This window comes from Mesorhizobium sp. M0615 (assembly GCF_040320805.1).
Lineage (GTDB): Bacteria > Pseudomonadota > Alphaproteobacteria > Rhizobiales > Rhizobiaceae > Mesorhizobium.
Genome location: NZ_JAMYQI010000014.1, coordinates 144451 through 157719, shown reverse-complemented (window position 1 = coordinate 157719; position 13269 = coordinate 144451). Strand labels below are relative to the sequence as shown.

18 protein-coding genes are annotated in these 13269 nt (G+C 62.9%); 3 read left to right on the top strand and 15 right to left on the bottom strand.

Annotated features, from left to right (window positions below):
- Positions 1-222: 222 nt before the first annotated feature.
- Both NKI46_RS24400 and NKI46_RS24395 read right to left on the bottom strand, forming a co-directional pair.
- Positions 223-552: a phasin family protein gene (locus NKI46_RS24400; protein ID WP_023671011.1), complete on the bottom strand. Its 330-nt coding sequence runs from the start codon at positions 550-552 to the stop codon at positions 223-225.
- The gene (locus NKI46_RS24395) at positions 549-824 is read right to left on the bottom strand and encodes a hypothetical protein (RefSeq protein ID WP_156929783.1); all 276 of its coding nucleotides are present in this window, start codon (positions 822-824) and stop codon (positions 549-551) included. Before NKI46_RS24395 ends, NKI46_RS24400 begins: the two co-directional genes overlap by 4 nt.
- A 68-nt stretch (positions 825-892) precedes the next feature.
- Between NKI46_RS24395 and NKI46_RS24390 the strand changes: the two genes are divergently transcribed.
- Positions 893-2287, top strand: a complete 1395-nt coding sequence (locus tag NKI46_RS24390) for an SPOR domain-containing protein (protein ID WP_502896837.1) — start codon at positions 893-895, stop codon at positions 2285-2287.
- A 46-nt stretch (positions 2288-2333) separates the two neighbouring features.
- Here the strand turns inward: NKI46_RS24390 and NKI46_RS24385 are convergent, their stop codons facing one another.
- The 4 genes from NKI46_RS24385 to NKI46_RS24370 form a co-directional block, all read right to left on the bottom strand.
- Entirely contained in the window at positions 2334-3032 is a 699-nt protein-coding gene (locus tag NKI46_RS24385; RefSeq protein WP_352653214.1) for a DnaJ domain-containing protein, read from the bottom strand.
- On the bottom strand, positions 3032-3763 hold the full coding sequence (locus NKI46_RS24380; RefSeq protein ID WP_023752224.1) for a hypothetical protein: 732 nt from the start codon (positions 3761-3763) through the stop codon (positions 3032-3034). The genes NKI46_RS24385 and NKI46_RS24380 overlap by 1 nt, the downstream gene beginning before the upstream one ends.
- Before the next feature lie 103 nt (positions 3764-3866).
- Positions 3867-4304 carry a DUF1489 family protein gene (locus tag NKI46_RS24375; RefSeq protein WP_023815779.1) on the bottom strand — a complete coding sequence of 146 codons (438 nt, stop codon included), beginning with the start codon at positions 4302-4304 and terminating at the stop codon, positions 3867-3869.
- A 78-nt stretch (positions 4305-4382) separates the two neighbouring features.
- Positions 4383-5786, bottom strand: a complete 1404-nt coding sequence (locus NKI46_RS24370; RefSeq protein WP_023700741.1) for an L-serine ammonia-lyase — start codon at positions 5784-5786, stop codon at positions 4383-4385.
- 272 nt (positions 5787-6058) lie between these two features.
- On the opposite strand from NKI46_RS24370, the gene NKI46_RS24365 reads away from it, so the two are divergent.
- Positions 6059-6802: a DUF599 domain-containing protein gene (locus NKI46_RS24365; RefSeq protein ID WP_352653224.1), complete on the top strand. Its 744-nt coding sequence runs from the start codon at positions 6059-6061 to the stop codon at positions 6800-6802.
- On the opposite strand, the gene NKI46_RS24360 is transcribed toward NKI46_RS24365, so the two are convergent.
- The 7 genes from NKI46_RS24360 to NKI46_RS24330 all read right to left on the bottom strand — a co-directional run bounded on the left by NKI46_RS24360 (position 6751) and on the right by NKI46_RS24330 (position 11682).
- On the bottom strand, positions 6751-7548 hold the full coding sequence (locus NKI46_RS24360; protein WP_352748230.1) for a YdcF family protein: 798 nt from the start codon (positions 7546-7548) through the stop codon (positions 6751-6753). The genes NKI46_RS24365 and NKI46_RS24360 overlap by 52 nt on opposite strands.
- A gap of 7 nt (positions 7549-7555) precedes the next feature.
- Positions 7556-8086, bottom strand: a complete 531-nt coding sequence (locus NKI46_RS24355) for a hypothetical protein (RefSeq protein WP_023712360.1) — start codon at positions 8084-8086, stop codon at positions 7556-7558.
- A 1-nt stretch (position 8087) separates the two neighbouring features.
- A complete protein-coding gene (locus NKI46_RS24350; RefSeq protein ID WP_352653215.1) occupies positions 8088-9653 on the bottom strand; it encodes an amidase in 1566 nt (521 codons plus the stop codon).
- A complete protein-coding gene (locus tag NKI46_RS24345) occupies positions 9653-10108 on the bottom strand; it encodes a GNAT family N-acetyltransferase (protein WP_023671000.1) in 456 nt (151 codons plus the stop codon). Before NKI46_RS24345 ends, NKI46_RS24350 begins: the two co-directional genes overlap by 1 nt.
- 7 nt (positions 10109-10115) lie before the next feature.
- Entirely contained in the window at positions 10116-10403 is a 288-nt protein-coding gene (gene gatC, locus NKI46_RS24340; RefSeq protein WP_023670999.1) for an Asp-tRNA(Asn)/Glu-tRNA(Gln) amidotransferase subunit GatC, read from the bottom strand.
- A gap of 110 nt (positions 10404-10513) precedes the next feature.
- Positions 10514-10930, bottom strand: a complete 417-nt coding sequence (locus tag NKI46_RS24335) for a hypothetical protein (protein WP_023670998.1) — start codon at positions 10928-10930, stop codon at positions 10514-10516.
- A gap of 44 nt (positions 10931-10974) precedes the next feature.
- Positions 10975-11682 carry a metal-dependent hydrolase gene (locus NKI46_RS24330; protein ID WP_023684673.1) on the bottom strand — a complete coding sequence of 236 codons (708 nt, stop codon included), beginning with the start codon at positions 11680-11682 and terminating at the stop codon, positions 10975-10977.
- A 165-nt stretch (positions 11683-11847) separates the two neighbouring features.
- Here NKI46_RS24330 and ruvX point away from each other — a divergent pair, with 165 nt between their 5' ends.
- A complete protein-coding gene (ruvX, locus tag NKI46_RS24325) occupies positions 11848-12354 on the top strand; it encodes a Holliday junction resolvase RuvX (protein WP_023724364.1) in 507 nt (168 codons plus the stop codon).
- Here the strand turns inward: ruvX and NKI46_RS24320 are convergent.
- Entirely contained in the window at positions 12272-12613 is a 342-nt protein-coding gene (locus NKI46_RS24320) for a DUF6105 family protein (RefSeq protein ID WP_023738703.1), read from the bottom strand. The two genes, ruvX and NKI46_RS24320, sit on opposite strands and share 83 nt — an antisense overlap.
- Complete coding sequence (locus NKI46_RS24315; RefSeq protein ID WP_023688597.1) at positions 12613-13200, bottom strand: hypothetical protein; 588 nt, start codon at positions 13198-13200, stop codon at positions 12613-12615. The genes NKI46_RS24320 and NKI46_RS24315 overlap by 1 nt, the downstream gene beginning before the upstream one ends.
- Positions 13201-13269: the final 69 nt, after the last annotated feature.

Genomic DNA, 13269 nt, shown 5'->3' with positions numbered 1-13269 from the left:
CGAATCCCCATGGCGAGTTCGATATGTAGGTGTTCGATGGACGATTTTAAGCCCTTCTTGTTAGCTGACAATATGGCTAGGTGGGCAAACCGAGGCGATTTTCAAAATCGTGAACCGCCAAAGCCCCGGAATTGAAACCGGCATGAAAAAACCCGGCCGCGCATCCGCGACCGGGTCTGTTTTGCAAGCCCGAAAGGCCGTGCCTGGTATTCTCGAGCGAAATTACTTCGCCTTGGCGACAATCGATTCGAAGGGCTTGTAAGCCTCCTTGGCGAGATCGGCATAGAGATCGCCGAACTTGGTCGCCTCGGCAACGAAGCTCTCATAGCTCTGCTTGGCGAAGTCGGACTGGATCTCGACCGCCTTTTCCAGCGACTTGGCGGAGAACAGCTTTTCGACCGCGGCGCTGCCGGCTTCGAAGCTCTTCTTGGTGTATTCGCCAGCTTCAGTGGCGATCGCCTGCGCGCCCTTGGAGAGCGAGGTGAAGCTCTTCAATCCGGTATCGGCAAACTCCTTGCCGTATTTCGAGAAGTCCTCGTAGGTCTGGGTCATTTGACGTTTCCCTTGGCGTTTTGAAGCGCCCTTGCCTGAGCGCGGTTGTGCAATGCACGAGAATATATTGTGCGCTGCACAAAAGTCAAGATTTCAGCGGCATCAGGCCGCGCTGCGCCGGCAACAGCTAAAATTCGAATAAAGAAAAGCTCAAGCCCGAGGAAAATGGTGAACGCGCCGGTTACCATAAACGGATTGGTAACGCTGGCCGCGATAGTTTGACGACAAGTGAGGTCGGATCCCTTTGCCGCCTCCATGGCAATGAGTTTCAAAGGAACTATCAGTGCGTCAGGCGTTGTCGGTCTTCGGTTCAAAATCCGCATCTTCCCTCAAAACGATCATGATCCTCGCTTTGGCGATGTCATTTGTCGTTGCGGATGCCGCGTCCTCGATGGCCGCCAGGTCTTCGGCGATCGTCGTCGACGCCAAGACCGGCAAGGTGCTTTATTCGTCCGATGCCAACGGCCGGCGCTACCCGGCGTCGCTGACCAAGATGATGACGCTCTATCTGACCTTCGAGGCCATGGCGAAGGGCCGGATCAGCAGGAACACGCCCGTGCCGTTCTCGGCCAAAGCGGCGGCCGAACCGCCGACCAAGCTCGGCGTCAAGGCGGGCGGAGCGGTTTCGGTCGAAACCGCCATCCTGTCGATGGTGACCAAGTCGGCCAATGATTCGGCGACCGCGCTCGGCGAACTGCTCGGCGGCAGCGAAAGCAATTTCGCCCGCATGATGACCGCCAAGGCGCGCGCGCTCGGCATGGACGGCACCGTGTTTCGCAATGCCAACGGCCTGCCCGATCCCGGCCAGTTCACAACCGCCCACGACATGGCGATGCTTGGCATAGCGCTCAGGGAACATTATCCGCAGTATTACGGCTATTTCTCGCAGCGCTCCTTCCTTTACGGCCGCCAGCGCATCAATGGCCACAACCGCCTGCTCGGCCGCATCAAGGGCGTCGACGGCATCAAGACCGGCTATACCCGCGCCTCCGGCTTCAACCTGGTCTCGTCGGTTTCGGATGGCAACCGCCGCCTCGTCGCCGTCGTCATGGGCGGCACTTCGGGGCGCAGCCGCGACAACCAGATGGCCGGCCTGATCAACGCATACATGCCGCGCGCATCGACCCGCGGCGGCGGCGCCCTGGTCGCCAAGGCCGGCGGCGACAATCCGGTCAAGGCGCTGGCCAAGGTCTTCCTGCCCAAGCATGACGCGCCGACGCCGGATGGCAAGCCGATGGTTGAAGACGATGCCGTAGCGTCCAATGACGATCCGACATCCGCTGACGAGCAGTCTGCTGAAGGCCAGTCTGCCGACGAACAGACGGTGGCCGCGGTCGAAGAGCCCGCCCCCGTCGTCAAGACCAGGAAGGTCAAGACCGTCATCGTGACGGCGCCGAAGGTCGAAACTGCGCAGATTGTGGCTGCCTACGCCGAACCCACGCCTGCATCCCCAAAGGCGGTCGACCCGGTCAACACGGCCTCGGTGCCGGCTCGTTGGGCGGTGCAGGTGGCGTCGTCGCCCAAGCAGTCCGAAGCCCAGGCTTTCCTCGACAAGACCGCCAAGCAGGCGCCCAAGGTTCTTGCGGCTGCTTCCGGTTTCACCGTCGCCTTCGAGAAGGATGGCGAGACCTATTACCGCGCCCGGTTCGGCGGCTTCGGCTCGAAGGACGCGGCCTGGAATGCCTGCAATGCCCTGAAGAAAAAGAAAATCGCCTGCTACGCAGTCCAACAGTAGGGCGGCGTCGGAACCATCTCCCGGAAATTTACTGCGTCGAAGGAGACTAGTTGTGATTGGAGAGCAAGACGTCCTTGGCTTCGTTGATCCGCGCCGCCAGGAAAGACGTGCCGCCGATGTCGGGGTGCAGGCGCTGCATCAGGCGGCGGTGCGCCTTGCGGACATCCGCCGCGGCGGCCCCCGCTTCAAGACCAAGGATCTTGTAGGCCTCCTCCTTAGTCATGGCGCCCGCACCTGGCGCAACACCCAACCCTTCGCCACCGTTCGCCTCAGCGTCTTTGCGCCAGACGGGAAAACGGCCGTCAAGATACGTCTCTAGGAGCTGGCGGCTCTCCGGGTCGCCGGAGAGTTCGCGGTAAAGCTGCTGCAACTCGGCCAGGCCCATCGCGCCCAGCATCTTGCCTTCATGGCGGCCGGCCAGAACCAGGCCTTCAAGCCCGCCCGTATCGTGATCAAGCTCCATTTCCAGTGCGGCGGTCCGCACCGTCGAGCGCTTGCCGGGCTCCGGCCCGACCGACGGCCGCTTCATTCGCATCGAACCGTACCAGGCAAGGGCCGCGGCCAGGATGAGGCCGGCAATGCCTTCGCGCCCGACCACCAGAACGGCAAGCCCGACCAGCGCCAGAAGCACCGGCCCGAGCGTGCGCATGCCGCTTGCCAGTCTTTTCGCATCGGCGCGGACAAAGATCGTCGCCGCGCCGAGCAGCACCAGAAACAGTGCAACAAGTGCAATGATAGCGCCCATCAATTCCCGCCGCCCCTGAGATGCTCGATCAGCAGCCGGTCTCCCGGCCTGTCCCTTGCCTCGAGCGCCTTCAATCCGCCGGTCGCATAGACGGCAACCGCCGAAAGCAGCCCGGCCAAGGTCGCGGCAGCCCGCCGATCAAATCGGAACCAAGCCCCTTTGGACAGCCGCGCAATCTCCTTGAACGCCTTTTCTGCGCCGGGATCATGGCCTTCCTGGAAGACGAAGACGGGAACGCCGTGCAGACCGAGGCTGCCGGCCTTCTGCGCCAGCTCGTCGATATCCTCTTCCATGGCGTCGCCGATATAGACCAGAGCGTTGACCTTGGCCGCCGCCGTTTCCTTTAGCGCATGCGCCAGCACCTTGCCGATCTGGGTGTGGCCGGCACGGCAGTCGATCCGCGTCATCAGCTGCTTCAGGGCATCAGTATCGGCGACAAAAGCCGACGAGCGGCACTCGCCCAACCCGCGAAAATAGGCCAGTTGGACGCTGAGAGTTCCGGCCTTGCCGACGGCGTCGAACATTTCGCCCTGCAGCTTGGTGGCGAGATCCCAGGTCGGCTGGCGGCTCATCGTGGCGTCGAGCGCAAGGATCAGCCGCCCGGAGCCGGTCGCGGACGCGGCAAGCGTCCGGGCCTGACGGATGAAGGCGTCGATCTCGCCGGCATTGGATTGAGGCTTGACCGGCGCAGGACTGGCCCTTGCGGGCACGCGCTGCTTCTTGTCGCTCATAAGAAGCAAGATGTGGCGTTGTCGGGCCCCTTGCAAGTCCAGCCTTGGACAAGATGAAGGGCCAGCGCTCGACGCTCTGGGAGAAGCGGCCGCGCCCTTGGCTCTACAGCAAGCCCAGATCGGCGAGCTCGCGCTTCAGTTTCGGCGGCATCTCGACCATTCCGGCCTTGCCCTTGCCGATATCGGCGGGCGCATCCGACGGTTTGAGATAACGCCAGCCCTGGAAGGCGCGGCGCGGCTGCCAGTCGGTGCGCACGACGTCGAGGTCGAGCATCAGGCGGCAACGGCCGATGCCTTCGTCGTCGGTGAAGGGCCTGATATCAGTGATCAGCTGGCGGCATTGCACGCTGCCCTTGATCACCCAATAAAGCGAACCGCCATCGGTCACCTCGGCGCCGCGCGCCGGCACCATGCGGGTGGTGTGCCAGTGCTCGGCGGGTTCGCCGGCGCGGCGGCGCTCATCGACGCGAAAGGCGATCCATTCTTCGAGGTCCTCGACGCTGTCGCAACCGACGCACAGTTTTAGGAGATTGAGTGCCATCGCTTAAGGTTTAGTCCGGCGCGCGATTGCGTCAACGGCCCTGCCCGACTTCTCCACAGTGCCAGTGGCGTTGCGCGGTCAGCATTCCACGACATTGACGGCGAGCCCGCCAAGGCTGGTTTCCTTGTACTTCTCGTTCATGTCGAGGCCCGTCTGGCGCATTGTTTCGATCGCGGCGTCGAGCGGCACGAAATGGACGCCGTCGCCTTTGATCGCCAGAGAGGCGGCGGTGACCGCCTTGACGGCGCCGAGCGCGTTGCGCTCGATGCAAGGCACTTGGACCAGACCGCCGACTGGATCGCAAGTCATGCCGAGATGATGTTCGAGCGCGATTTCGGCGGCGTTCTCGACCTGCTCGGGCGTGCCGCCCATGACGGCGCAGAGACCCGCGGCAGCCATCGCCGAGGCCGAGCCGACCTCGCCCTGGCAGCCGACTTCGGCGCCGGAGATCGAGGCATTGGTCTTGATGATGCCGCCGACGGCGGCCGCCGTGAGCAGGAAGTCACGGATGCTCGGCTGGTCAGCCTCGGGGTGGAAATGCAGCCAGTAACGCAGCACCGCCGGCAATGTGCCGGCCGCACCATTGGTGGGCGCGGTGACGACGCGTCCACCGGCCGCGTTCTCTTCGTTCACCGCCATGGCGTAGATCGACAGCCAGTCATTGGCCAGCAAAGGGTTGGGCTTGTTCTGCTGCCATTGCTCCTGCAGCTTGTCGTGCAGCATGCGGGCACGACGGCGCACTTTCAGCCCGCCCGGCATGATGCCGTCCTGCGACAGGCCGCGGTCGATGCAGCCCTTCATGGCGCCCCAGATCGCATCAAGGCCGCTGTCGAGCTCCTCGCGCGACATATGCGTCTCTTCATTGATGCGCTTCATGTCGGCGATAGACAGGCCGCTTTTGCCTGCCATCTTCAGCATCTCGACGGCGTTCTTGAAGGGATAGGGCACCTTCTTGCCTTCTGTGGTCACCGAGCCCTTGACCTTCATCCGCTGCAGCTCTTCCTCGGACACCACGAAGCCGCCGCCGATGGAATAATAGATGCGCTTGAGCAGCAGCCGGTCGCCGGCATCGTAAGCGTAGAAGGCCATGCCGTTGGCGTGGCCGGTGAGCGGCGTCTTGCGGTCGAGCACCAGATCCGTCGCCGGGTCGAAGCGATAGGAGGGATGGCCGTGTGGCGATATCCGCTTCTCGGCGGCGATGCGCGTGGCGATGCCTTCGGCCTGATCGGGATCGACCGTCTGCGGTGTCAGGCCGGCAAGGCCGAGGACAACGGCGCGATCCGAGCCGTGGCCGATACCGGTATAGGCGAGCGAGCCGTGCAGGCTGGCGCCAATGCGATCGACCTTGACTCCGGCCGGGCGCGGCCAGTCATCTCCGGCGATCTCGTCGAGAAACCGCCGCGCCGCCGTCATCGGTCCCATCGTGTGCGAACTCGACGGTCCGATGCCGATCTTGAACAAGTCGAAAACCGAAAGAAACACGCTGCGCCGTCTCCGGGAATGGGATCAAGACCTACATATAGGACTTTCCATGATGTTTGTGCTGTTTTGCGGATTGCGGCGCTGCACCTGCCGACCTTGTTTGCTCCGGCAGCGACATCCCCGGCTGAAAGCGCGTCGCGCTGAAACGGATTCATGCGACGCGCTTTAAGTTCTTGTTTTAATGCATGTGGTTGTCCCAGAACCGCAGCTCACTTTTGGGCGACATGCTTTGGAGCATCGAACTGACCGCTTTGGCTGTGGTAAAAGGGGGCATGGGCGATTCCTTCCATCTGTCGACGGCTGATCTGGCGGCGCTGGCTTTTTTCCTGCTCGCATGGTTGCTGCATACGCTGGCGTCCGACGGCAGACTGGTCAGCCGGGTGTCGTTGACGATGGCCATGAACGTGCAGCGCGAGGCCTGGATGCGCACCATGGCCGAGCGCGAAATCCGCATCGTCGACACCGCCATCATGAGCGGCCTGCAGCAAGGCACCGCCTTTTTCGCCTCCAGTTCGCTGATTGCGCTCGGTGGCTGTTTCGCGCTGCTTGGCGCCTCGGATCAGGTCCTTGACGTGCTGAACGACCTGCCGTTGAACGCGACCTCATCGCGCTCCGCCTTTCAGATCAAGGTCTTTGGCCTGGTGCTGATCCTGGCCTTCGCCTTCTTCAAGTTTGGCTGGGCCTACCGTCTCTTCAACTACTGCACGATCCTGATCGGCGCGGTGCCGATCCCCTATGGCGAGGCGTCACGCAACCCGGTCAGCGAAACGGCGGTGTGGCGCGCGGCGCGCATGAACATGCTGGCCGGCAAGCATTTCAATTCAGGCCTGCGCGCGGTGTTCTTCTCGATCGGCTATCTCGGCTGGTTCGTCGACCCGATCGTGTTCGTGCTGTCGACGCTGCTGCTACTGGCAGTGCTGGTGCGGCGTCAGTTCTTTTCCGCCGCTAGGCAAGCCGTGATCGGTCAGCCGCCCGGGCCGGGGAAAAGCTGGTCGATCCGGCCCGACAGCCAATAGGCGGCGAGCCCGATCCATTCGCGGATCGCCATGGTCGTGGTCTGCAGCGAATCGGGTGCGTTGTCGCGAAACAGGCCAAAGCCTTCATTGCCCGAGGTGCGATAGTCGACCGGCCACGGGACCGTGTGAAAGCCGGCCTTGTCGAACAGCGCCTTGGCGCGCGGCATGTGGAAGGCGGAGGTCACCAGCAGCCAGGTTTCGCCCGATTTCGGCGTTACCAGTTCCTTGGTGAAGACGGCATTCTCATAGGTGTTGCGGGATTTGCTCTCGAGCATCAGGCGATCGGCGTCGACGCCAAGCGCACCGAGCAGCCGCGGCGCGGTGGCCGCATCCCCCTCGCCATCGATGAACAGTTCACCGGTGCCGCCCGAGATAACCACTTTCGCCTCGGGAAAGCGCCGGGCAAGGATCGCCGCCTCGACCATGCGGTCGCCGCCGGAATTCAGCTCATAGCCGCCGCGCGCCAAGTTGATGGCGCCCTCGAAGCCGCCGCCGAGCACGACAATGCCGTCGACCTTCCGCGGCAGCGGCGGCTTTGGGAAGCGCTCTTCGAGCGGATTGAGCATCATGGCGCCAAGCGACGTCCAGGCCGACAGCGCCAGAATCAGGAAGGCGAACACACTGCCCGTCGCCGCCAATCGCCGGCGGCCGATCAGCGCCGCGAGCAAGCCGGCAAGCAGCAGGAAGATCGCCAGGTTAAGTGGTTGGACGAAGAACCAGAATACCTTGGAGAGATAGAAGAACATTGCCTGCCTATCTCCAGCTCAAATTGTGACGGCCGGTGAAGTGCTCGACCGCACTCGCTACCGCTTCCGCTTCGAGGCGGCTTAACTCCCTGCCGAAAACAAGGGCGCCGTTCGCGTTGGTCAAGCTGATGACTTCCGACAGTCCCACTTCGTCCGTGGGATAGGTATGGTCGAGGATTTCGACCCTAAGATGCCCTTTCAAAGGCAGTGACCACCGATTTCGCAAAGAACCCCTCACCGAGCGCACGGCTGCGGTGTCGGTCAGCCGCAGGGTTTCCCTGCCGAACACCCGCCAGATGAAATCCTTGCCCAGGAAATAGGTGAAGAGGGCAATGACCGCCACGAAGGACAGCAGGCCGAGCGTGCCGCTGGTGAGCGTTGCGGACGACATATCCGTCAATCCCATGTAGCCGGTGTAGGCGACGATCGCGGCCCCGATCAGGACAAAGACTGTCCTGAAATCCGAGGTGCGTGGCGGGTTCGTGATCAGCAGTTCGTTTCCCGTCTCGACGATGGAAATGCGAGACGGAGGCGGCATGCTACCACCACTTCTCCGGCTGGAAGGTTCCCGCCGCCTGCTCGATAACGGCGGCTGTCTGGAACAGGGTTTCCTCGTCGAAGGGACGGCCAATCAGCTGCAGGCCGAGCGGCAGGCCCTTGGCATCGAGGCCGGCAGGCACGGCAATGCCCGGCAGTCCGGCCATGTTCACGGTCACCGTGAAAATGTCGTTGAGGTACATTTTTACCGGATCGGCGGCCATGTCCTCGTCGGCGATGCCGAAGGCGGCCGACGGCGTCGCCGGCGTCAGGATGACGTCGACGCCGTCGGCAAAAACCGTCTCGAAGTCGCGCTTGATCAAATTGCGCACCTTCTGCGCCTGCAGATAGTAGGCATCGTAATAGCCTGCCGACAGCACATAGGTGCCGATCATGATGCGACGCTTGACCTCTTGACCGAACCCGGCGGCTCGGGTCTTTTCGTACATGTCGACAATGTCCTGGCCTGGCACGCGCAAGCCATAGCGGACGCCGTCATAGCGCGCCAGATTGGACGATGCTTCGGCAGGCGCTACGATATAATAAGCCGGCAAAGCATACTTGGTGTGCGGCAGCGAAATGTCGACGATCTCGGCGCCGGCATCCCTGAGCCAGGCAATGCCCTTCTGCCACAGCGCCTCGATCTCTTCCGGCATGCCGTCGACGCGGTATTCCCGGGGAATGCCGACCTTCATGCCCCTGATCGGTTTGCCGATCGCCGCCTCGTAATCCGGCACCGGCCGGTCGACGGAAGTGGTGTCCTTGGCGTCGACCGAGGCCATGGACTTCAGCATGATCGCGGCATCGCGCACGTCCCGGGCGATCGGGCCCGCCTGATCGAGCGACGAAGCGAAGGCGACGATGCCCCAGCGCGAGCAGCGGCCATAGGTCGGCTTGATGCCGACGGTGCCGGTGAAGGCGGCTGGCTGGCGGATCGAGCCGCCGGTGTCGGTGGCGGTGGCGCCGGCGCACAGGAAAGCCGAGACGGCGGAAGCCGAGCCCCCCGACGAGCCCCCCGGCACCAGTTGGGCATTGTCCAGCGTGCGCGCGGTCTTCGTGCCGCCGGCCGAAACGAAACCGCCATCGCCCTGATGCGTGGTCGGCATCACCACCGTGTCGAGGCGCGAACGCCGCCACGGATTGACGACAGGGCCGTAATAGGAGGTCTCGTTGGACGAGCCCATGGCGAACTCGTCCATGTTAAGCTTGCCCAGCATGACGGCGCCGTCTGCCCACAGATTGGCGGTGACGGTCGATTCGTAGCGCGGCTTGAAGCCGTCCAGCACATGGCTGCAGGCCTGGGTGTGGACACCTTCGGTCCCGAACAGATCCTTGATGCCGAGCGGGATGCCCTCCAGCGCACCGCCCTCGCCCTTGGCGAGCCTGGCGTCGGAAGCTTTGGCCATATCGCGCGCCTTGTCGCCGGTGACGACGATGTAGGCATTGAGCACCGGATTGGCGCGCTCGATGGCACCGAGATAGGCCTCGGTGATTTCGACGGCAGAAATCTCCTTGGCGCGCAGCTTGGCGCGCGCCTGCGAAATTGTCAGATGGGTCAGTTCGCTCATCAAAGGCTCTTTTCGTAAAACACCGACCACTCGGAATCGGGATAATCCAGCACCGGCCCGCAGCGCGAGAAGCCGGCGCGTTCATAGACGGTCCAGGCGGCGGGATGGCGGTCGCCGGTTTCCAGCACCAGACGCTTCAGCCCTTCGCTGCGCGCCAGCGTTTCGACATGTTCGACGATCTTGGCGCCGATCTTCCTGCCCCGATGCGAAGGCCGCGTGTACATACGCTTGACCTCACCGACGCGGGCATCATGGCGCTTCAGCGCGCCGCAGCCGATGGCTTGCCCGTCGTCGCGGGCGATAAAGACGGTGGTGTCGTCGCCAGCCATCTGCTCGACCGTCAGATGGTAGCAATGCTCCGGCGGCGTCAGTTCGAGCAGAGCCGCGTTGAGCTCCTCGACCAAAGCGCGGACATCGTCCTGCAGCGGCGTTTCGATGGCGATCTCGATTGCCATCGGCCGCCTACTCCACGACCTTCGGCACGAGGAAGAAATTCTCGTCAGTGGCCGGCGCATTGGCGACGATATCGGCGGCCTTGTTGCCGTCGGTGACGATGTCTTGGCGCTTCTTCATCTCCATCGGCGTCACCGATGTCATCGGCTCGACGCCGGAGACATCGACCTCGTTCAGCTGCTCGACAAAGCCCAGAATGGCGTTCAGCTCGCCGGTCATGCGCTCGGCATCCTCCTCGCTCACCGCAATGCGGGCGAGACGCGCGACGCGCTTCACAGTTTGCAGATCAACGGACATGTCTTTAGCCTTTGGGAAAACCAGATGGCGCTATAGCGGCGTGGCGCGTGCCGCGCAACATCGATCGTGCTTGGGGATAGAGCCCGTTCATGCCAGGGCGGCATTTCAGCCTAGGGCAGCGATACACCCTCGCACAGATAATAGCTGCCGCCATTGCCGGCCTGCTCGCCTTCGTCGGCGGTCGGGCGCACCGAGACGATGTCGATTTGGGTCGCGTTCATCTGCGTGATCGACAGTATATCGGGAAAGAGAAAGCCCGGCTCCTGGCAGATGGCAGTGACCGCCCAGCTCGGCGAGCGCGTCGCCTTGGTGACCTGGACGAACTCGCAATTATACTCGACGCTTTGCAGGCCGTCCGCCGACAAGATGACATTGCCGGTGTCGATCAGCGTCTGCAGCGTGTCCTTTTTGGCTTGCGCGCAAAGCTCCTGGGTCTGGAGGTAAACGCCCTTGATGAAGTCCTCGGCGGCGGATGCGGGCGACGCAGCGACCAGCATCGAAACGCAAAGAGTCTCTCTCAAACCCATGGTTTAATTCCCCTTTGCGACAAGGGATCGTTTCAACGATCGCTCTATAGTGTGATCGTTTGGCCGATGGCTGGCAAGGCTACGTCGACACCTGATCCTTCGAGGCCGGCCACGAACTTCTCCGCCGTCGCGTCGATGATCGGGAAGGTGCCGAAGTGGCATGGCACGACGGTGTCGAAGTGGAAGAAGCGCCGGCAGGCCAGGGCCGCCACCGCGCCGCCCATGGTGAAGCGGTCGCCGACCGGCACGAGGCCGATCTTCGGCTCATGCAATTCCTCGATCAGCGCCATATCGGAGAAGATGTCGGTGTCGCCCATATGGTAGAGCGTCTTGTCCTCCGGGAAATGCAGGACCAGCCCGTTGGGATTGCCGAGGTAGACGTTCTGGCCGCCATCGAGCCCAAACGACGAGGAATGCAGTGCCTGCACGAATGTGGTGGTGAAGGCACCGCAATCGACGGTGCCGCCATGATTGCCGGGATTGATCTTCTTGCCGTCGACGCCCTTGCCGACCAGGTACATGCAGATCTCGTAATTGGCGACCAGCTGGGCGCCGCTCTTCTTCAGCACCTCCACCGCGCCGCTGACATGGTCACTGTGGCCGTGGGTCAGAAGCACATGGGTGACGCCTTCCGCCGGCCCCTCCCAGCCGCTCGTCCATGATGGGTTGCCGACGAGATAGGGGTCGATCAGGATGGTCGCGCCTGATGTCTCGACGCGGAAGGCGGAATGTCCGTACCAGGTCAATTTCATCGATCGTGTTCCTCGATTTTGGTTGCGCCGGAAGATAGAACGCCGGCAGCAAAATTAAAGTGACATAGTGTGCTCGCGGTTCAAAAGAACGTGTCGCGCTCTTTGTGACGGCAAGTCTGGGTCACGGTTAGACTGGGTCACGGTAAAACTGGTTGGGGAAAGCCGTTGGGCATCATAGCAATCGAGGATCTGCCGGCACGGCTGGAGGGCGGCAGGACGCTGGCCGGACTCGACCTCGGCGACAAGACGATCGGTGTCGCCGTTTCCGACCGCGGCCTGTCCTTTGCCCATCCGCGCCCTGTCATCCTGCGTAAAAAGTTTTCGCTGGATGCGGCAGCGCTGCTCGCCCAGCTGCAGAAGGATAATGTCGGCGCGTTTGTACTCGGCCTTCCTATCAACATGGACGGCTCGGAAGGTCCCCGCGCCCAGAAGTCGCGCGCCTTCGTGCGCAACATGGCAGGCATAACCGACCTGCCCTTCGTGCTGTGGGACGAGCGGCTGTCGACGGTGGCGGCGGAGCGGACGCTGATCGAGATGGATTTCTCGCGCCGAAAGCGCGCCGGCAAGATCGATTCGGCGGCTGCGGCCTTTATTCTGCAGGGAGTTCTGGACCGGCTCCAGTCGCTTGACCCACGCGATCGGACGGAGCCGGATTCCCCGCCTGCCGCCTGACCCAGGCCGTGATGTTGCGGCGGCGGCGAAACGCCCACAATGCCATCAGCAGGAAGCCGTCAAAGACGCAGGCCCTTGCCACCATGCCCGGAATGATCGCCGGATCGATGCCCAGCATCTGCCCGTAGAGCTGGAACACGAAATCATGCAGCTGCCGGCTGAGCATGACGTAGCCGAAATTGATGTCGTTGAGCGACAGGAAGAACCAGCCCCAGAACAGAGCGAGTGGCGCGGCCCACAATGCGAACAGCGTGCGCATCAGTGACCGTCCCTGCGGCTGGAACCGCCTCTGGGACCGCTGGGACCAATGTCCGGACGGCCGGAAATGCGCGACAGCAAGGAGCCGTGCGCGGCACCCTTGGCCATGGCATGGGCGGTGGCGCGGCTCTCTGCCTCCCGCGAAACCATGACGGCGAAGACCGACCTCCGCTCTGCCAGCATGGCGACATAGGAGGCCAGAAGTGCCGCCAATTGCACGGCGACAACCAAAAACAGGCCGTTGATGCCTCGCGCTGCGCCGCCGATCAGGATCAGCGACAACACCGCGGATGCCGAAATGAAGGCGGTCCGCGCCACACTGTCGGCTCCGTCCGGGCTCGCTGCGGCGTTAACCAGACTCTCGACGAAGACCCAGCAAAACAGCACCGCCACGACCAGCAAGGCGATGGCCAGCGGCGCCACGACGGCAGCATTGTCGAGATCGGCCAGACGAGTGTTTTCCACGACGACGCCGAGCACGCCCAGAGCGCCCGCAACGCCGCGGTTTCCATCGACACAGATGAACGCCAGCAGGGCGAAAACCAGCGCCCAGTGCAAGGCCAGAAAGGACGTCAAAATGTGCCGCATGGCATTCCTGCTTTGGTGACAAAGACAGTGGGGTCTGCGGCCTGCGGCTGCAACGGAAACCATTCGTTA

Coding starts and splice junctions, on each gene's coding strand:
- NKI46_RS24400 (WP_023671011.1), bottom strand. CDS start 552: ATGACCCAGACCTACGAGGACTTCTCGAAATACGGCAAGGAGTTTGCC.
- NKI46_RS24390 (WP_502896837.1), top strand. CDS start 893: ATGATCCTCGCTTTGGCGATGTCATTTGTCGTTGCGGATGCCGCGTCC.
- NKI46_RS24385 (WP_352653214.1), bottom strand. CDS start 3,032: ATGGGCGCTATCATTGCACTTGTTGCACTGTTTCTGGTGCTGCTCGGC.
- NKI46_RS24380 (WP_023752224.1), bottom strand. CDS start 3,763: ATGAGCGACAAGAAGCAGCGCGTGCCCGCAAGGGCCAGTCCTGCGCCG.
- NKI46_RS24375 (WP_023815779.1), bottom strand. CDS start 4,304: ATGGCACTCAATCTCCTAAAACTGTGCGTCGGTTGCGACAGCGTCGAG.
- NKI46_RS24365 (WP_352653224.1), top strand. CDS start 6,059: ATGGGCGATTCCTTCCATCTGTCGACGGCTGATCTGGCGGCGCTGGCT.
- NKI46_RS24360 (WP_352748230.1), bottom strand. CDS start 7,548: ATGTTCTTCTATCTCTCCAAGGTATTCTGGTTCTTCGTCCAACCACTT.
- NKI46_RS24355 (WP_023712360.1), bottom strand. CDS start 8,086: ATGCCGCCTCCGTCTCGCATTTCCATCGTCGAGACGGGAAACGAACTG.
- NKI46_RS24350 (WP_352653215.1), bottom strand. CDS start 9,653: ATGAGCGAACTGACCCATCTGACAATTTCGCAGGCGCGCGCCAAGCTG.
- NKI46_RS24345 (WP_023671000.1), bottom strand. CDS start 10,108: ATGGCAATCGAGATCGCCATCGAAACGCCGCTGCAGGACGATGTCCGC.
- gatC (WP_023670999.1), bottom strand. CDS start 10,403: ATGTCCGTTGATCTGCAAACTGTGAAGCGCGTCGCGCGTCTCGCCCGC.
- NKI46_RS24335 (WP_023670998.1), bottom strand. CDS start 10,930: ATGGGTTTGAGAGAGACTCTTTGCGTTTCGATGCTGGTCGCTGCGTCG.
- NKI46_RS24330 (WP_023684673.1), bottom strand. CDS start 11,682: ATGAAATTGACCTGGTACGGACATTCCGCCTTCCGCGTCGAGACATCA.
- NKI46_RS24320 (WP_023738703.1), bottom strand. CDS start 12,613: ATGCGCACGCTGTTCGCATTGTGGGCCGCGCCACTCGCTCTGTTCTGG.
- NKI46_RS24315 (WP_023688597.1), bottom strand. CDS start 13,200: ATGCGGCACATTTTGACGTCCTTTCTGGCCTTGCACTGGGCGCTGGTT.